The following is a 17533-nucleotide window of genomic DNA, read 5'->3' as shown; positions in this document are numbered from 1 at the left end:
TGTTTGTCCAAAAGCGGCTAACGGTTGCAGCGAAGGGGCGTGGGCACTAGACTACCCGCCTCTTAAATATGTATCGAGTTAGTGTCATGCGCGTTGCCGATTTTTCCTTTGAATTGCCCGAATCCCTGATTGCCCATTACCCGCAGCCTGAGCGCAGCAGTTGCCGCTTACTGTCGCTGGATGGCCCAACAGGCGCGCTGACGCACGGTACTTTCACCGATTTGCTCGACAAGCTCAACCCCGGCGATCTGCTGGTGTTCAATAACACCCGCGTAATTCCGGCGCGCCTGTTCGGCCGTAAAGCCAGCGGCGGCAAGATTGAAGTGCTGGTCGAACGCATGCTCGACGATAAACGTATTCTGGCACATATTCGCGCATCCAAAGCGCCGAAACCGGGCGCGGAACTGCTGCTGGGCGACGCGGAAGATATCCAGGCGACAATGGTGGCGCGCCACGACGCGCTGTTCGAAGTGGAGTTTCACGACGAACGTCCGGTGCTGGATATCCTCAATGCTATCGGCCATATGCCGCTGCCGCCCTATATTGACCGCCCTGATGAAGAGGCGGACCGTGAACTCTACCAGACCGTGTACAGCCAGAAGCCTGGCGCGGTTGCCGCACCGACTGCAGGGCTGCATTTTGATGAGCCATTGCTTGAGCGTTTGCGTAATAAAGGCATCGAAATGGCGTTTGTGACGCTGCATGTGGGGGCGGGAACTTTCCAGCCGGTGCGCGTCGACAGCATTGAAGATCACATTATGCATTCTGAATACGCCGAAGTGCCGCAGGAGGTTGTTGACGCGGTGCTGGCGGCAAAAGCGCGTGGCAACCGGGTGGTTGCCGTGGGAACCACGTCCGTGCGTTCGCTGGAAAGCGCCGCGCAGGCAGCAAAAAAAGATCTGATCGAGCCGTTTTTCGGCGATACGCAGATTTTCATTTATCCAGGTTATCAATACCGGGTGATTGATGCGCTGGTCACCAACTTCCACCTGCCGGAATCGACGCTGATTATGCTGGTTTCAGCCTTCGCCGGGTACCAACACACCATGAATGCGTACCACGCCGCAGTTGCAGAGAAATATCGCTTTTTTAGTTACGGGGATGCGATGTTTATCACGTACAATCCGCAAGCCATTTTTGAACGCGTCGGGGAATAGGTCCGCGGCGCTGGTTTTAAACGTCAGACTGTCTTTCTGGCTGGAGAAGAAATGAAATTTGAACTGGATACCACTGACGGACGCGCCCGCCGCGGTCGTCTGGTGTTTGATCGCGGCGTGGTTGAAACGCCAGCGTTTATGCCTGTGGGCACTTACGGCACCGTAAAAGGGATGACGCCGGAAGAAGTTGAAGCCACCGGCGCGCAGATTATCCTCGGTAACACTTTCCACCTGTGGCTGCGTCCGGGTCAGGAGATCATGAAGCTGCACGGCGATCTGCACGACTTTATGCAGTGGAAAGGCCCAATTCTTACCGATTCCGGCGGTTTCCAGGTGTTCAGCCTTGGCGACATCCGCAAGATCACCGAAGCGGGCGTACACTTCCGTAACCCGATCAATGGCGATCCTATTTTCCTCGATCCCGAAAAATCGATGGAGATTCAGTACGATCTCGGTTCCGATATCGTGATGATCTTCGACGAATGTACGCCGTATCCGGCGGACTGGGATTACGCAAAACGCTCCATGGAGATGTCACTGCGCTGGGCGAAACGTAGCCGTGAGCGTTTTGATGGGCTGGGTAACAAAAACGCGCTGTTCGGTATTATTCAGGGCAGCGTTTACGAAGATTTACGCGATATCTCGGTCAAAGGTCTGGTAGAGATTGGCTTTGATGGCTACGCTGTCGGCGGTCTGGCTGTGGGCGAACCGAAAGAAGATATGCACCGTATTCTGGAGCATGTCTGCCCGCAAATCCCCGCAGACAAACCACGATACCTGATGGGCGTCGGTAAACCAGAAGATCTGGTTGAAGGCGTGCGACGCGGCATTGATATGTTTGACTGCGTGATGCCGACGCGCAACGCCCGTAACGGTCACCTGTTTGTGACCAATGGCGTGGTGAAAATCCGTAACGCGAAATATAAAAGCGATACCGGCCCGCTTGATAGCGAGTGTGATTGCTATACCTGTCGCAATTATTCTCTTGCTTACTTGCATCATCTCGACCGTTGCAACGAAATATTGGGCGCGCGTCTCAATACCATTCATAACCTGCGGTATTATCAGCGTTTAATGGCTGGTTTACGCAAGGCTATCGAAGAGGGTAAATTAGAGAGCTTCGTCGCGGATTTTTACCAGCGTCAGGGGCGGTCTGTACCACCTTTGAACGTTGATTAATTTAATAATGAGGGAATTTGAATGAGCTTTTTTATTTCTGATGCGGTAGCAGCAGCAGGCGCACCGGCAGCCCAAAGCCAGTGGACGTTGATTCCGATGCTGGTGGTGTTCGGTCTGATTTTTTACTTCATGATCCTGCGCCCGCAGCAAAAACGCACGAAAGAGCATAAAAAGCTGATGGACTCCATCGCTAAAGGTGATGAAGTGCTGACCAACGGTGGTCTGATTGGCCGCGTGACCAAAGTAGCAGACACTGGCTACATTGCTATCGCACTGAACGACACCACCGAAGTGGTAATCAAACGTGACTTCGTAGCTGCCGTTCTGCCGAAAGGCACGATGAAGGCGCTGTAATCTATTGTTTTCCCAAAGGGAACTGCCGTGTTAAACCGTTATCCTTTGTGGAAGTACATTATGCTGGTCGTCGTCATTATCGTCGGCCTGCTTTACGCACTTCCCAACCTGTATGGTGAGGATCCGGCTGTTCAGATCACTGGCGCGCGCGGTGTCGCCGCCAGTGAGCAAACGCTGATCCAGGTCCAGAACGATCTACAAAAAGAAAAAATCAACGCGAAGTCTGTGGCTCTGGAAGAGGGCGCGATTCTTGCTCGCTTCGATTCTACTGATACGCAGTTGCGCGCCCGCGAAGTGCTGGTCAGCGCGTTAGGCGATCAGTACGTTGTCGCGCTTAACCTTGCTCCGGCTACACCACGCTGGTTGACCGCCATTAAAGCCGAACCGATGAAACTCGGTCTCGATCTGCGCGGCGGTGTGCACTTCCTGATGGAAGTGGATATGCAAACGGCGCTCAGTAAACTGCAGGAACAGAACATGGACAGCCTGCGCAGCGATCTGCGCGACAAAGGCATTCCTTACACCACCGTGCGTAAGGAAGATAATTATGGCCTGAGCATTCAGTTCCGCGACAGCGCGGCGCGCGATCAGGCGAACACTTACCTGACAGCCCGCCACCGCGATCTCGTTATCTCCAATCAGGGCGACAACGTACTACGCGCCGTGATGAGCGATGCGCGTCTGAGCGAAGCCCGCGAATATGCTGTTCAGCAGAACATCAATATCCTGCGTAACCGTGTAAACCAACTGGGCGTGGCTGAGCCGCTGGTACAGCGCCAGGGCGCTGACCGCATCGTGGTTGAGCTGCCGGGGATTCAGGATACGGCACGAGCGAAGGAGATTCTGGGCGCTACTGCGACGCTGGAATTCCGCCTCGTTAACAGCAGTGTGGATGCTTCCGCCGCCGCCGCTGGCCGCGTACCGGGTGACTCCGAAGTGAAACAGACGCGCGAAGGCCAGCCCGTTGTGCTGTACAAACGCGTGATCCTGACCGGTGACCATATCACCGATTCCACCTCCAGCCAGGATGAGTACAACCAACCGCAGGTGAATATTTCACTCGATAGCGCGGGTGGCAACATCATGTCTAACTTCACCAAGGACAATATCGGTAAACCGATGGCGACCTTGTTTGTGGAGTACAAAGACAGCGGTAAAAAAGATGCCAACGGACGTGCGGTGCTGGTGAAACAGGAAGAGGTGATTAACATCGCCAACATCCAGTCTCGCCTCGGCAACAGCTTCCGTATTACCGGTATCAGTAACCCGACCGAAGCGCGTCAATTGTCGCTGCTGCTGCGCGCTGGTGCACTGATAGCGCCGATTCAGATTGTTGAAGAACGCACCATTGGCCCGACGCTTGGTTCGCAAAACATCACGCAGGGTCTGGAAGCGTGCCTGGCAGGTCTGGTGGTTTCTATCATCTTCATGATCTTCTTCTATAAGAAGTTTGGTCTGATCGCCACGTCTGCGCTGGTCGCCAACCTGGTGTTAATTGTCGGTATTATGTCGCTGTTGCCTGGCGCAACGCTGACGATGCCGGGGATTGCCGGGATCGTGCTTACCCTTGCGGTCGCGGTGGACGCCAACGTTCTGATAAACGAACGTATTAAAGAAGAGCTGAGCAACGGCCGTTCGGTACAGCAGGCGATTCACGAAGGTTATCAGGGCGCGTTTTCGTCCATTTTCGATGCGAACATCACCACGTTGATCAAAGTACTTATTCTTTACGCAGTAGGTACTGGTTCAATTAAAGGGTTTGCGATCACCACCGGTATCGGTGTGGCGACCTCTATGTTCACCGCCATTGTCGGCACCCGTGCCATCGTCAACCTGTTGTACGGCGGCAAACGCATTAACAAGCTGTCTATCTGAGGAGTGCGTTGTGGCACAGGATTATACTGTTGAACAATTGAACCACGGCCGTAAAGTCTGGGACTTTATGCGTTGGGACAACTGGGCTTTTATCATTTCCGGCGCGCTGCTGATCCTCTCCATCGTTGTGATGGGTGTTCGCGGCTTTAACTGGGGCCTGGATTTTACCGGTGGTACGGTTATCGAAATCTCGCTGGAAAAACCAGCGGATATGGATTTGATGCGTGACGCGCTGGAGAAAGCGGGCTTCCAGGAGCCGCTGCTGCAAAACTTCGGTAGTAGCCGCGACATCATGGTACGTATGCCACCTGCTCAGGGCGAAACCGGTGGCCAGGTGCTGGGAAGTAAAGTCGTTAGCGTGATTAACGAAGCGACCAGCCAGAATGCAGCCGTGAAACGTATTGAGTTTGTCGGTCCGAGCGTGGGCGCTGATCTGGCGCAGACGGGTGGGATGGCGCTGCTGGTCGCGTTGATCAGTATTCTGGTTTATGTCGGTTTTCGCTTCGAGTGGCGTTTGGCGGCTGGTGTGGTTATCGCGCTGGCGCACGACGTCATCATCACGATGGGCGTACTCTCGCTGTTCCAGATTGAGATCGACCTGACCATCGTGGCGTCGCTGATGTCGGTAATCGGTTACTCGCTTAACGACAGTATCGTGGTATCTGACCGTATTCGTGAGAACTTCCGCAAGATCCGCCGCGGCACGCCATATGAGATCTTTAACATCTCTCTGACGCAAACATTGCACCGTACGTTAATCACGTCCGGTACGACGTTAGTCGTGATTTTGATGCTTTATCTCTTTGGTGGCGCGATGCTGAAGGGCTTCTCGCTGACCATGCTTATCGGTGTTTCCATCGGTACGGCTTCGTCTATCTATGTCGCGTCTGCTCTGGCGCTGAAAATGGGAATGAAGCGCGAGCATTTACTGCAGCAGAAAGTGGAAAAAGAAGGGGCGGACCAGCCGTCTATTCTGCCGTAAGCATTCATTGCACCGAACAAACCGCAGCCATGTGCTGCGGTTTTTTTATCTGTGGCATTTTTTCTGTTTATAATAACAACGCATTTATTTATTAAATATATTAATTTCGCTTTTTTATTTTTATAAAATGCGAGCGCCTTTCCTTTATTAAATATTCATTCTGCATTGCCATTTTTTTTTGTTAAAGTGCGTGAACTCGTAATGATATGGCTGTGACCAGAGATTTCTAAGCGTGTTGAAACCTAAAAAAGTGTTGATTGCAGATGATCACCCTATTTATTTAATGGGGATGCGAACGTTACTCGCACCACTTTCCGCGCAATACCTCATCATTGATGAAGCCATGACCGCCGATGAAGTCGTGGCAAAGCTGGAGCAGCACGCAACTGATATTCTCATAACCGATCTCAGTATGCCCGGAGAGCGATATAATGATGGTCTGGCGCTCATTCAATTATTAAAAAGACGCTGGCCAGATTTACTGATTATTGTGGTTTCTATGATCAATAACCCCGGTATTCAGCATTCATTACTCCGTCTCGGAGTCCACACGGTATTAAATAAGGCCAGTTTGTCGACAAAACTGTTACAGACATTGCAAGCGCTCACCTCGCCTGCTATTTCTCCGAGAACGAATACGCCGCAAGATGACGCTTCCGCGCAACTTGAGGTGAAGTTAACGCCAAAAGAGAATGAGGTGTTGCGCCTGTTACTGCGCGGCATGACGGTGAACGATATCAGTACCCGGCTTAGCAGGACGAAACAAACCGTCAGCGCACAGAAAAAAAGTGCCATGCGCAAACTGGGTGTCACCTCCGAATACGAGCTTTATCAATACCTGCAGCAAATTGGATTAACAAGTTAACGACATGGAGTTTGTTATGCATGGAATGCAGACACTACTTGCGACATACAGTGCTGAGCAGCAGCGCGCACTCGCCCAACAGCTGCGCTTTTACAGTGATGTAAATATCGCTACTGTGAATATAAGCGATGCGCAGAATGCGCTTTCCCGTCACCCCTGGCATGCGCTATTGGTCGATTTGAGCGAGAGTGCACATTCAGGTGTTGATTTAGTTGAGAAACTTCTCGCTGCGGAGTTGGCGGGAGAATTAACATTGCCTTCGTTATTACTGGCCTGCATAGGCAATGAACAGCCAGAAACAGAATCAATGCTGCGTCTGAAGGGATTCGACCATATTTTGTCTCTTCCTTTATCTGCAGAGCGTTTACGCTGCTCTTTTCAGCCGAGGGATATAGCGCAACCGGAGTTGCATGAATTACATCTGCTGGCGAATCATCAGCAGCCAATAATTGATGCCATGCTTTCGAAGCTCTTACAGGCGTTAGCGTCCGATATTCAACAACTCGATATCATCGCGCGCGCTGGAACACTCCTTCAGATCGCGAATCTTGCCCACCGAATGAAATCTTCCTGGTATCTTTTGGGAATGCGCCGGGCGATACGCTACTGCATCGTGATGGAACGATTGCCGAAGTTGATCGATGAGGGAACGATAAATCAAGAAAATATTTCTAAAATGCGTCAGCGTTTTATTTCACTCATGTTTAAAGATTTTAACCAACTGGTGTTTTTGTTCGGTTGATTTGCTGTAAGTATACCCGGTCTGGAATATTAATTGTGTTTATACACATTGTATTGGCCAGCAATTAAAAACCAGGAAAAGAGAATGTTTTATTTTATTTCTCACTATATTAAATGGTGCGTTTTTTTATTATCGCTTCTCTTTACTTGCTGCCTCGCAGTAAATGCTCGTCAGACAAATATCGCTTTTTATACAGCCGATATTTCCGGCAGCGGAGCAGCAGAAAAGCAAATAGTTCAAGCAACTCCTCCTGTCGGATCTGCAGCCGTAAATACGTTTCCGGTGAACAGTGGAGTTGCTGCGCAAAAGAGCGTGTTTTGGCAGGGCGGGCGCCGTCATATCAAGGTCATTAGTCTGGTGATGTCGGTGATTGTTATCATCTCGATGGTGTGGATCATTTCGCTCAGACGCCAGGTCAACCAGCGCATACGTATGCAGCAGCGGCTTAAAGAGCAACTCGCCTGCATGAGCAATATGATGTTTTCCGTCCCCTGGCCGGTCGCGGTGCGTAATCTGCGCGGGGAGCTTGTCAGTTGTAATATCCGCTATCTGGAAGAGATGAACGTCACGCGCGAAGAGGTGTATGGGAAAACCGTCGATGTTTTGCCTCTGCCGGAATTCATGATCCGTGAGTTTCACCGCGACTATCAGCGGGTGATTACTACAGGTGTCCCGCACATGCGTGACAGGTTGCTGACGTTTAACCACTCAGCCCAATCACGCACTGTTTTTTACTGGATCATTCCTTTCCACGGGAGCGATGGCCGAAACAATGGTGTTTTAAGTGGCTGGATAGACATGACGGAGCGGCAGGAATTCATTCAGCAATTGAATGAAGCGAGGGATGAAGCCGTAGCGGCAAATCGGGCGAAGACGAATTTTCTCTCGGTGATGAGCCATGAAATTCGCACGCCGTTAAACGCGATTCTTGGCATTCTCGAACTGCAAATCAAACAGAATGTGCTGGCGCAACAGCCACAGCCAATGCTGGAAGTTGCGCACGATGCCGCAAAAAATTTACTCGCTGTCGTGGGGGATATTCTGGATATTTCACGGATTGAATCGGGCCGTATGGCAATAGCGCCGCGAAAAGAGGAGCTGATTGCGTTGACTCGCTCGGTGGCGCTGTTATTCAAAGAGGCGACCGATCAAAAACAGCTAACGATTAATATGCATGTAGAAGGTGGCGATCGGTGTCTGCTAAAAATTGACCCTCATCGTTACAAACAGATCCTTTCTAACCTGTTAAGTAATGCGGTTAAATTTACCCGCGAAGGTTCAATAGACGTCATTTTAAAACATGAACCGGCTGTTGAGGGGATGATTGCGGTTTCGCTGACCGTCAAAGATACCGGGATCGGCATTACGCCCGACGACCAGAAAAGGCTTTTTAAGCCCTTCACCCAGTTGAGTTCCGATAAAGACGCTTCGCGGCTTGGCTCTGGGTTGGGGTTGTTTATCTGTCGTACCCTGTGTGAACTGATGAAAGGTGAATTAACGCTGGAAAGCACCCCAGGTGAAGGTACCGCTGTGCATGTGCGTTTGCGTCTGCCTGCTGTAGCGGTAAATCCTGCTGAGCATGTATCGGCTGCGCCAGCAAGGTGCTCATCTTCCGGCGTAAAACGGGTGCTTATTGTTGATGATTATCCGCCGAACCTTATGTTGTTACGTCATCAACTTGAATTTCTTGGTCATCAGGTCTGCGAAGCAACGAATGGAGAAGAAGCGCTAACCCTTTGGTTAATGACCCGCAATTACGATTACATTCTGATCGATTGCAACATGCCGGTGATGGATGGTTTCGCGCTGGCAAAGCTGATACGCGCGGAAGAGCTGCGTTCCGGAGAGACGCGTGCAACGCTGTTGGGGTTCACCGCCATTGCGCAAGCCGAGGTTGTTGAACAATGCATCGCGGCAGGAATGGATGGCTGTTTGTTCAAGCCTTGCAGTCAGGAAGTTATCAATAAATGGATTAAATGACTGTTGATAATTTTTAAGTTATACATAAAGGCCTGAGTTGGAAAAATACTGAGGCCTTTTTATTTACCGGCTAAGAGATTAAATGCGATGCGGCAATTTACATTGCGATATCAAACATCCGCGTCTGAAATAATAAACAATAAAGCTGGCAATCCGTTCGCACATTGAGTTTTCCCATGGCGCGGAGTTTATGTGCGCTGACAGTTTTAATACTGATGTTCATGCGTTTGGAAATCGTTGTTAACGAAAGTCCACGGCATAATAAGCGTAAAACCTCACTTTCGCGCGTTGATAATTCCTGCGGCGTCAGCGCATCGCGGCGGAACAGTGAGTCCATTAACCCTCGTTCAATATAAACTTCGTCCATCAGCACGGTAGTAATGGCTCGCCAGAGTGTGCGTTCGCTGGTGTTACGGCTTATATAGCCTTTGGCACCCGCCTCCAGCGCAATACGAATAAGATTCGTATTGTTATAAGGCGACAACACGATGGTTTTTGTATTGGGGTAACGGCTTGAAATCCATTTTACCAGTGCAACGCCATCCAGTTCCGACACAGGGTTACCCGTTTTAATGGTATGCAGGCCATAACCCAGAAAGAGAAGATCCACTTTTTTACTGGCGAGAATATCAAGAAGCTCTGTTTGCTCATTGGTATCACCGATAACATCAATATCAAGTTTATCAGTATTAAGATTGCTGTTTTTTAGTGAGTTAATCATCGAGGTCATTCCCCGACGTATAATGGCATGCTCATCCACAATTAAAATATTAATGGACATAGATTAACCTCCTAAACCTGCCTGAGGAATGTAAGCGGGATAGAGAAGATACGATGTTCTATTCCTGTTTTCTATCTGACCAGTAAGAAAAATGACCATGATATTTAAGCCCGACATGGAAGATGTGATGAATAAACTGTCAACGTTATTTTCAGGGCTGCTCGTTATATTCCTGAAATGGATAGATTCCCGTTCAACAATTGTTGAGGTGATGAGTCAGGTTATTCATATTGTCATTGCGGGTCGGGGATTGCTAATGCCCCGGCAATATCACGCAGTTTAAAAATAGTAATCCACGGAGAGTTGCCAGCGCCTTTCTGGCTGCACGCTATAGGTCTTTTTCACCTCAGGGCGGTAGATTTTTTGCCACTGAAGGGCGATATCCACCGAATCCAGGTGACGCCTTAGCTCGACAAATCCCATATTTTTCTGACGCTGCAAATCCCTCTGCCAAATCAGGTTGAAGTCATACTGGTCGGCGATGTCTTTCCAGTACGCCTGCAATAGCGCACCACGTCGTGGCGTCAGCCCGTCTTGCGCTTGCTGCGCGGTGCTGTCTGCGGGAGAGGCGGCAATCTGTGCGGCAATATAAGGGGGAGCGGCACGGAGTGCGGAGATGGCCTTTTTACTGTCGGCACTGCCGTTATAGTGCCCCTCCAGACGCAGGGTTAAATGGTTCTCGCCAGTCCAGGTTAAACCAACTGCTGCACGGTTACGCCACGCCGTATTCCACTGGCTTTCGGGCAGCGCTTCCTGCCAGTTAAAGGGCTGGCGTCCTCCCGCCCATTCCGCATAGACCAGCGCGGAGCGCGACAACACTCGCGAAAGGTTTACGCCCAACTGAGGTGATCGGTGTTCTTCCTGTAGCAGCAATAACTGAGGATTAAGGTTTTCGGCAAAGCGATAGCTTCCCGCCAGTAAAATCCGTTCGCGGGGATTACTGGCATTCCAGTCAAGGCTGGCGCTGTTCTGCCGCCGGCTGGCACTGATTTTTGGCGACCAGATCACCGTTGCCGCCGCGTTGTCCCAAAATTTTTGCAAACGGATCATGGCATTGCCCAGTCGATTGCTGCGCAGGGACTCCGGATCGGCCGATATGGCTGAACGCACAGTACCGCGACCAAGAAAATCGGTAGGGTTATAGCCCAGCGCAACACCATAACGGGTGTTAATGCGCCCGACATCGATGGAGGCCTGAGACGTCAGCGCATAGCTAAGCCAGGCTTCACGCAAGGTATTGATATTACGGTTTTGGTTTAGAGCGTGAGAGAAACGGCTGTCGAAGCGGTTCGAAAGTACAGCCCGCCAGTTGCGTAACAGGGTTTTGTCCCAGCGCATATCCAGCGACGCGCGTTGCTCTTTAGCGCTGTTTTCGTTCAGGCTGCTGGCTATTTCGAGTAGTCCACTCAGCGCCTTATTTTCCATGGCGGTAAACTCGGTCTTATCCGCCAGTTCAAGCGCCGCCAGGGTACTATCCTGCTGTGCGCTGGCAGAAGCGTTGCACAGCGCGCCGAGTGCGATGAGCCAGCTTAAGCGCGCGCGCGTAGCCTTCATTGATCCGTATCCTTAAAGTGCGCCAGATAATCGCGTTGTAGCCACGCTTCCGGGACATCTCGCCAGGCAAAATTTTGCTGGCGCAGAACGGTAACAAGCTGGGCGTTGACGCCATCAATGATCACCGCCTCGGTAGGGCGCACACCGCCCAGTGCGGGTTCGTAGCGACGATACCAGGTCGTTTTCAGCAGGTTGCCATTAACGGCGTAAAACTCCGCTTTACGGCTTTTGAAATCGTTTTTGTCGACCCAAAGATCCATCGAAGGGTAGGGAGCGTCCGGATTGGTTGCGACTAAATGCAAGCGGTAGCAGTCGCGCATCTGTTTTTCGCCGTCCTGGATCTGTTCTTCCGCCACCAGGCTTGCCTTGTAATCTTCGGCCCAGTTTGCCGTTACGACATCGCCGTTAGACGCTTGCCCCAACAGACGCTGTTGCGGGGAGATTGGCACGCTCGCCTGGCTTGCCGGATCATAAAGCCAGAGATCGCGGCCACTTTTTAGGGTCAATTTTCCCGCATCGCGCTGCGGACTGATAAAGCGCAGCAGGCTGCGGAATTGACCGCCATTCGGCGATGCGCGCGAGTAAAGCACCAGTTTGCTGGTGTCGTTCTGCTTGCCGTTTTTATAACTGATAAGCGTTGTGACCAGGCTAAAGGATCGATCCGGGTTACGCACCTCGTCACTTTTTTTCAGGATTTGTTGCGCTTCAAGCGCGGCGCTTGCTGGCATCGCGGCCAACAAGAGCCACACCAGGCACAAGGGTGCCAGTGGTTTCTTTTGCAATTGCATTACGTTCTTCCTTGTTGATAGATGAAGGGCAGGGTCAGATATGGCGCAGCGCCTCGACGATAGAGACATTCGCCGCGCGGCGTGCAGGCCACCACGATGAGATCACGGTTATCAGCAACAACACGCCGACTACGCTGCTAACCATTGCCCACTCTCCCCACACGCTGATATGGATCCTGATTGGCACTGTCACGCCGGGAGGCTGCCAGGTAAGCCCGGCGTGATTGATCAGATACGCCAGCAATAAAGAGACGATTACCCCGATAATCGAGCCGAACACACCCAGTAGCGAGCCTTCGCTAAGAAACAAGCGCTGGATATCACGCCGTGTCTGCCCGACAGCACGCAGCGTACCAATCTCCACCGTGCGCTCCATTACTGCCATTCCCATGGTGTTACTGACGGTGAATAGCGCGATGGCGAGGATGAGAACCAGCATGAAATTGAGCATGTTGGCGAACATTTTTAGTACCTGTTTATACAATGGCTGCAGCTCGGTGAAGTCGTATACTGTCAGCGGATAATCCGCGAGTTCGCTGGCAAAAAGCTGCTGGAGCCGCGCTCGCGTCGCCGCCAGTTGCGAGGTGCTGTGCAGTTGCAGAATGATAGCCGTCACGCCTGGCGTCTCCTGACCAAACAGCAGTTGTTGCGCCTGGTGCAGATGGATGCCAACAAAGCTATCATCCAGCTCGCGAGCGGGTTGCGGCTGAATACCCTCCACTTTAACGCGCACAATATTTGGCGCGCCGTTACCGGAAGCCGCCAGCAGCTCAATGTAATTGTCGCTGTCTGTAGCGTGCGCCTGCCGCGCTTGCTGCGACAGTTGCAGAAGATCGGCCGGAAGATCGGCGGCGTGATTCTCTTTGGCTTGAGGAGCATTGCAAGGCTGGTTTTTTGCGAGGTCGCACAATTGCAGCAAACGCGCCAGGCCGCCGCCAATAAATGCCGAATCCGCTGCGGCACCAGAGTATATCTGGCGGTTTTGCAGGAAATCACCGAGGTGGTATTCGTCCCATTTGTTCAGTTGTACTTTCCCTGCGGCTTCACTGCCGTAAATAAGCGCCGGACGTGACGTCCCGATCGCATAATGCCCGGCGATGCCTGTCAGCATCAGCACTGGCGTGCTGACGGTGAGCATCGGTTGCAGTACCGGATCGCGGGCGATGATATCCATCACTTTCTGGTAATTGCGGATGCTGTATTGCGCCGGGTTTCCCGTACCGTGCAGTAAATAATCCCGATGCTGGATTTGCAGATGACCGGTACTACGCACGAATGTCGTTTGCAAACTGTATTTGATCGAGTGGTTATAACCGCCAAACAGCAGAATACCGACGGCACCCACCACGATTGCACAGAGTGTTGATAAGGTCCGCCGACGGTTGCGCAGCAGGTTGCGCAACGCGTGTTTCAGCGTTTTTAGTTTCAGCATGTTCTCTCCTTAGCGATCGCTCGGTCCGTTCACACTGCCGTCGTGGACGACATACAGATCATCGGCCTCGGCAATCACCTGCGGATCGTGGGAAGAGAACACCACCGTAACGGCATGCTCCTGCTGCAAACGCCGTAACAGTTGTAAAATGGATTTGCCTGTTTTGCTGTCGAGGTTCGCAGTGGGTTCGTCGGCCACCACCAGCGTTGGGCGGTGAATGAGCGCCCGGGCGATGGCGACGCGCTGGCGCTGCCCGCCAGAGAGCTGGTTCGGCAACGAATCAGCTTTATCGCCAAGGCCGACGCTCTCGAGCATGTCGTTGACCGCCTGTTTGCGCCAGGCTGCGGTGCGACGCTGTGCGAGAAGTGGAATTTCGACGTTTTCGCGTGCGGTGAGCACCGGGATAAGATTGAAGTTCTGAAAGATAAATCCAAGGTTACGGGCGCGAAAAGCGCTGCACTGGTCGTCATTGAGGCTGTTCATTTCGCGATTGGCAATCACCAGGCGGCCACTATCGGGAGTATCAATACCGCCGATTAAGTTCAGTAGTGTCGTTTTGCCACTGCCGGACTGACCGGATAACACGGTAAACCGTTTTGCTGCAATGTTGAGCGTCACTTCTTTTAATGCGTCAACACGAACCTGCCCTAATAAATAACTTTTACTGACGGCCTGCATTTCAACTGCCCACATTGTTCCCTGTTCCTTAGCGTGAAATTCCTGTTTGTGTCGACTACCGATTACGGCAGGGGGCGGATTTTATAGATATCATTTTGCTTTGAATACATAGCATGCTCATTAATGCTTTAGTTAATTATGTTTTTCGGATAATTATCGCGGCAGGACGGAAAATAGTAAGACGATCCCTACTGACAATATGCTGTCAGGAGCCCTCTGGCAGACTCGCTGTGTTGATTTTTTTAACGCAGAGGAACAGAGCATGAAAACATTAGTGAATTGGTTTGAATTGCCGGTACAAAAGCTGGATCGTGCAGTCGCGTTTTATGAGCATGTTTTAGGCGGCCAGTTTCGCCATGAGACCGTAGCTGGTATCGAAATGGCGGTATTTCCGCATGTAAAACCCGCCACTGGCGGTGCGCTGGTAAAAGGGCCAATGTTCCAGCCGGTAAGCGGTGGTACAGTGGTCTACCTGGCGACGGCAAACCTTGCGGCTGCGCTGGAGCGCGTACGTGAAAAGGGCGGTGAATGTTGTTTTGGCCCGGAAGTATTGCCGCAGGGCATTGGTACTATTGCCTTGATTATTGACAGTGAGGGTAACCGGGTTGGATTGCATCAACCCGCCTGAACCACTGATGCCCGTGCTAATGCGCGGGCTTTTCTTCATCCGGATAAGTTATGAGCCGTCGTGCCGATCGATTGTTTCAGATAGTTCAGGTTCTGCGTACCCGACGTCGCGTGACGGCGGCGCTACTGGCCGAGCGGCTGGAGGTTTCTGAACGCACCATTTATCGCGACATTCGCGATTTGTCGCTTTCCGGCGTACCGATTCAGGGCGAGGCGGGCAGCGGTTACCGTTTACTGCCCGGTTTCGATTTGCCGCCGTTAATGTTTACCGGTCTTGAGGTTGAAGCACTCATTGCCGCTATCGGCATGTTGCAAACCTGGAGCGGTGATACGCTGGCACAGGCTGCCGGTTCGGCGCAGGAAAAACTTTTGGCGGTGCTGCCTTACGACAAACGCATTACGGCTGAGCGCAACCGCATCGTTTCACCCAATTTTGATAAATACCCGCAGGTGCGCGTCTGGTTTGATGTTATGCACCAGGCGATGCGGCTACATCAGGAGCTGCATTTGCATTATGAAGACGACAAAGGAAAAGCCTCGGAGCGGGTGATCCATCCGTTAGGGTTGTCGTTTATGGGAAGCGTGTGGGTATTGGTGTCGTGGTGTACGTTACGCGATGACTATCGTTGTTTTCGTCTCGATCGCTGCACATCGGTCGCTTTTACCGGCAAGACATTTACGGAACGCGCGGACAGAACGATGCAGGATTTTGTTAACTTGCAGAAAGCGCGCTGGCAATAAAAAAGCCGACCATCGGGTCGGCTCTTGTGCAATGCTGCGGGATTAGAAGTTGTAACCAACAACCAGGTAACCACCCCAACCGGTAGAACGCACATAGCTATCGCCCATGGCTGCATCATCTTTAAACTGACCGCCATTGTGCCAATAACGGGCAACCACAGAGTAGTGCCAGTGATCGTAGCCCAGCGAAAGAATGTGGCTGGAAGCAATCGAGTTGTTGGTGCGGAACTGTTCGCCGTTAACGTAGTAGCGGCTGTCGCCCAGTTTTGAGCCCCAGTCAAAGTTCGTAAAACCGATGTAGCTCAGCTGGCCGCCCCACAGGCTGGTGATCGGCACGAAATATTTCACTTTGAAACGGTATCCATCCCACTCGTTCTGGTTCGGCGCATCGTAGTTCTGCCACTGGTATTTCGCATAGACGTTCAGGGAGAGGCTCATCGGCAAACCGGTGTCGATATCGGTACCCAGACCCATGTACCAGGTGCTCTGGCGACCGGAAGCGTTGCGGCCCATGTCGTAAATGTAGTTGTTGGCGAAGTACCACTCTTTGAACGGACCGAAACTCAGGTCGGTTCCGGTCAGTTTATCAATAGAGAAACGCGGCTCGATTTCCATAAACAGCGGCGAACCGTGGTTCCAGATCCCCTTCGCACCGGTGTTACCACCGAAGAAGACCGGCGCATCCAGGTAGCCGTAGAAATCAAACCAATCTTTCTTAGCGAACGCTTCATATTCCAGATAAGTATCGTTACGCGGAACAGGTCCGAAACGGGTGTGGTAGCTGCCCACCACGTTTACGCTCTGGTGCCACCAGTCGGAAACGTATTCAGGTTTGCTGTTATCCGCTGCGTTAGCAGTAAAAGAAGCGGAAAGCGCCAGAGCAGCACCGGCTGCGAGAATTGTTTTTTTCATCATTACGCCACTGATTGAGATCCCAGACGGGAGTGAAAGAAAGCACGCATGGAGTTTCTAAATGTTTCATATTTCTGCGCGCCTATTATAAGTATCCGCGTTCACAAAAATATGTGTTGTTTCACATTATTGACACACGCGTAATCGATTGCGTTCACGTTTGCGTGCAATAAACGACGGCGATTGTACTGGCATTTATCGATATTGCAAATTGGTGAATGTGATGAAGAGATGACAAAAAAGAAGAAAATGCATGACAGAGAGTAAGAAAGGGCGACAGCGTCGCCCCGGATGTTACTGCAAATTGGCGGGCTGGATATCGTGAATGCGGACAAAACCTAACTGCTCCGGCGTGATGCCGTTAAGTTGCAGCGGAATATCAATGTCGCTCGGCGCCAGCGTGCTGGCTGGTGCGTTAATCAGCTGGTTTTGTACATTCACTTCCTGGTAGTTCTCGGTGGTGCCCTGGATCTGACCCCACTCAACGGTGCCGCTAAAAGCCGGTAACGGATCGTTCGATTCGCCCTGAATTCGCAACACAACGCGGGTTCCCGCCGCATTCGGCGCGATATTTTGCAACGACATCCGCAGCATACCGATTTGGCTATTCAACCGGGCGGGCGTATTGGCGCCTGGCAGCAGGTAAACGCCGCTACCGGATTTGGCATTCAGCGTGTTCTGCTGGGTGATTTTCACCGTCTCTTTGTTCAGCTTGCTCATTTCATTATTTAGCGTGCTGACACTTTGATGAAGCTGGCGAACTTCGCTTTGCTGGGCGCAGGCACTGAGGGCAAAAAGGCTTCCCAGTAACAGGGTTCTTAGGTAACGTCTTGTCATTGTGTCTGTTTCCTTGGATAGGATCTTCTCTGTAATGGTAGATCGCAAC

17 protein-coding genes are annotated in these 17533 nt (G+C 51.7%); 10 read left to right on the top strand and 7 right to left on the bottom strand.

The window, feature by feature from the left end; translation table 11 throughout:
- The first annotated feature begins 86 nt into the window (after positions 1-86).
- The 8 genes from queA to JKP81_RS19395 all read left to right on the top strand — a co-directional run bounded on the left by queA (position 87) and on the right by JKP81_RS19395 (position 9134).
- Positions 87-1157, top strand: coding sequence for a tRNA preQ1(34) S-adenosylmethionine ribosyltransferase-isomerase QueA (gene queA / locus JKP81_RS19430; protein WP_200553004.1), 1071 nt, complete (start codon positions 87-89; stop codon positions 1155-1157).
- A 51-nt stretch (positions 1158-1208) separates the two neighbouring features.
- On the top strand, positions 1209-2336 hold the full coding sequence (tgt, locus tag JKP81_RS19425; RefSeq protein ID WP_020456739.1) for a tRNA guanosine(34) transglycosylase Tgt: 1128 nt from the start codon (positions 1209-1211) through the stop codon (positions 2334-2336).
- 21 nt (positions 2337-2357) lie between these two features.
- Complete coding sequence (gene yajC / locus JKP81_RS19420) at positions 2358-2690, top strand: preprotein translocase subunit YajC (RefSeq protein ID WP_020456740.1); 333 nt, start codon at positions 2358-2360, stop codon at positions 2688-2690.
- A gap of 27 nt (positions 2691-2717) precedes the next feature.
- Positions 2718-4565 (top strand): protein translocase subunit SecD, encoded by a 1848-nt coding sequence (secD, locus tag JKP81_RS19415; RefSeq protein ID WP_200553003.1) that lies wholly within the window; start codon positions 2718-2720, stop codon positions 4563-4565.
- A gap of 10 nt (positions 4566-4575) precedes the next feature.
- On the top strand, positions 4576-5547 hold the full coding sequence (gene secF, locus JKP81_RS19410) for a protein translocase subunit SecF (RefSeq protein WP_020456742.1): 972 nt from the start codon (positions 4576-4578) through the stop codon (positions 5545-5547).
- Positions 5548-5779: 232 nt separating this feature from the next.
- Entirely contained in the window at positions 5780-6412 is a 633-nt protein-coding gene (locus JKP81_RS19405) for a response regulator transcription factor (RefSeq protein ID WP_200553002.1), read from the top strand.
- A gap of 16 nt (positions 6413-6428) precedes the next feature.
- The gene (locus JKP81_RS19400; RefSeq protein ID WP_200553001.1) at positions 6429-7154 is read left to right on the top strand and encodes an Hpt domain-containing protein; all 726 of its coding nucleotides are present in this window, start codon (positions 6429-6431) and stop codon (positions 7152-7154) included.
- Between the two features lie 84 nt (positions 7155-7238).
- The gene (locus JKP81_RS19395; protein ID WP_200553000.1) at positions 7239-9134 is read left to right on the top strand and encodes an ATP-binding protein; all 1896 of its coding nucleotides are present in this window, start codon (positions 7239-7241) and stop codon (positions 9132-9134) included.
- Between the two features lie 97 nt (positions 9135-9231).
- On the opposite strand, the gene JKP81_RS19390 is transcribed toward JKP81_RS19395, so the two are convergent.
- The 5 genes from JKP81_RS19390 to JKP81_RS19370 all read right to left on the bottom strand — a co-directional run bounded on the left by JKP81_RS19390 (position 9232) and on the right by JKP81_RS19370 (position 14382).
- Positions 9232-9915, bottom strand: coding sequence for a response regulator transcription factor (locus JKP81_RS19390; RefSeq protein WP_200552999.1), 684 nt, complete (start codon positions 9913-9915; stop codon positions 9232-9234).
- Between the two features lie 279 nt (positions 9916-10194).
- Positions 10195-11469 carry a hypothetical protein gene (locus tag JKP81_RS19385; RefSeq protein WP_200552998.1) on the bottom strand — a complete coding sequence of 425 codons (1275 nt, stop codon included), beginning with the start codon at positions 11467-11469 and terminating at the stop codon, positions 10195-10197.
- Complete coding sequence (locus JKP81_RS19380; protein WP_200552997.1) at positions 11466-12257, bottom strand: outer membrane lipoprotein-sorting protein; 792 nt, start codon at positions 12255-12257, stop codon at positions 11466-11468. Before JKP81_RS19380 ends, JKP81_RS19385 begins: the two co-directional genes overlap by 4 nt.
- A gap of 34 nt (positions 12258-12291) precedes the next feature.
- Positions 12292-13689 (bottom strand): ABC transporter permease, encoded by a 1398-nt coding sequence (locus tag JKP81_RS19375; RefSeq protein ID WP_200552996.1) that lies wholly within the window; start codon positions 13687-13689, stop codon positions 12292-12294.
- A 9-nt stretch (positions 13690-13698) separates the two neighbouring features.
- Positions 13699-14382 (bottom strand): ABC transporter ATP-binding protein, encoded by a 684-nt coding sequence (locus JKP81_RS19370; RefSeq protein ID WP_200552995.1) that lies wholly within the window; start codon positions 14380-14382, stop codon positions 13699-13701.
- Positions 14383-14629: 247 nt separating this feature from the next.
- Between JKP81_RS19370 and JKP81_RS19365 the strand changes: the two genes are divergently transcribed.
- Together JKP81_RS19365 and JKP81_RS19360 are read left to right on the top strand one after the other, a co-directional pair.
- On the top strand, positions 14630-14995 hold the full coding sequence (locus JKP81_RS19365) for a VOC family protein (RefSeq protein WP_200552994.1): 366 nt from the start codon (positions 14630-14632) through the stop codon (positions 14993-14995).
- A gap of 50 nt (positions 14996-15045) precedes the next feature.
- Positions 15046-15735 (top strand): YafY family protein, encoded by a 690-nt coding sequence (locus tag JKP81_RS19360; RefSeq protein ID WP_200552993.1) that lies wholly within the window; start codon positions 15046-15048, stop codon positions 15733-15735.
- Between the two features lie 42 nt (positions 15736-15777).
- On the opposite strand, the gene JKP81_RS19355 is transcribed toward JKP81_RS19360, so the two are convergent.
- Together JKP81_RS19355 and JKP81_RS19350 are read right to left on the bottom strand one after the other, a co-directional pair.
- A complete protein-coding gene (locus JKP81_RS19355) occupies positions 15778-16647 on the bottom strand; it encodes a nucleoside-specific channel-forming protein Tsx (protein ID WP_200552992.1) in 870 nt (289 codons plus the stop codon).
- Positions 16648-16941: 294 nt separating this feature from the next.
- The gene (locus JKP81_RS19350) at positions 16942-17484 is read right to left on the bottom strand and encodes a DUF3251 domain-containing protein (protein WP_065369183.1); all 543 of its coding nucleotides are present in this window, start codon (positions 17482-17484) and stop codon (positions 16942-16944) included.
- Positions 17485-17533 lie beyond the last annotated feature (49 nt).

It is taken from the genome of Kosakonia sp. LAM2021, from assembly GCF_016620385.1.
Lineage (GTDB): Bacteria > Pseudomonadota > Gammaproteobacteria > Enterobacterales > Enterobacteriaceae > Kosakonia > Kosakonia sacchari.
The sequence above is the reverse complement of the archived record's forward strand: the minus strand, read 5'-3'. Positions and strand labels throughout refer to the sequence as shown.

Bases quoted from the DNA above. Each gene is read 5' to 3' on its own strand.
- queA (WP_200553004.1), top strand. From the start codon at position 87: ATGCGCGTTGCCGATTTTTCCTTTGAATTGCCCGAATCCCTGATTGCC.
- JKP81_RS19380 (WP_200552997.1), bottom strand. From the start codon at position 12,257: ATGCAATTGCAAAAGAAACCACTGGCACCCTTGTGCCTGGTGTGGCTC.
- JKP81_RS19400 (WP_200553001.1), top strand. From the start codon at position 6,429: ATGCATGGAATGCAGACACTACTTGCGACATACAGTGCTGAGCAGCAG.
- JKP81_RS19385 (WP_200552998.1), bottom strand. From the start codon at position 11,469: ATGAAGGCTACGCGCGCGCGCTTAAGCTGGCTCATCGCACTCGGCGCG.
- JKP81_RS19365 (WP_200552994.1), top strand. From the start codon at position 14,630: ATGAAAACATTAGTGAATTGGTTTGAATTGCCGGTACAAAAGCTGGAT.
- JKP81_RS19355 (WP_200552992.1), bottom strand. From the start codon at position 16,647: ATGAAAAAAACAATTCTCGCAGCCGGTGCTGCTCTGGCGCTTTCCGCT.
- tgt (WP_020456739.1), top strand. From the start codon at position 1,209: ATGAAATTTGAACTGGATACCACTGACGGACGCGCCCGCCGCGGTCGT.
- yajC (WP_020456740.1), top strand. From the start codon at position 2,358: ATGAGCTTTTTTATTTCTGATGCGGTAGCAGCAGCAGGCGCACCGGCA.
- JKP81_RS19370 (WP_200552995.1), bottom strand. From the start codon at position 14,382: ATGTGGGCAGTTGAAATGCAGGCCGTCAGTAAAAGTTATTTATTAGGG.
- JKP81_RS19375 (WP_200552996.1), bottom strand. From the start codon at position 13,689: ATGCTGAAACTAAAAACGCTGAAACACGCGTTGCGCAACCTGCTGCGC.
- JKP81_RS19390 (WP_200552999.1), bottom strand. From the start codon at position 9,915: ATGTCCATTAATATTTTAATTGTGGATGAGCATGCCATTATACGTCGG.
- JKP81_RS19395 (WP_200553000.1), top strand. From the start codon at position 7,239: ATGTTTTATTTTATTTCTCACTATATTAAATGGTGCGTTTTTTTATTA.
- JKP81_RS19360 (WP_200552993.1), top strand. From the start codon at position 15,046: ATGAGCCGTCGTGCCGATCGATTGTTTCAGATAGTTCAGGTTCTGCGT.
- JKP81_RS19350 (WP_065369183.1), bottom strand. From the start codon at position 17,484: ATGACAAGACGTTACCTAAGAACCCTGTTACTGGGAAGCCTTTTTGCC.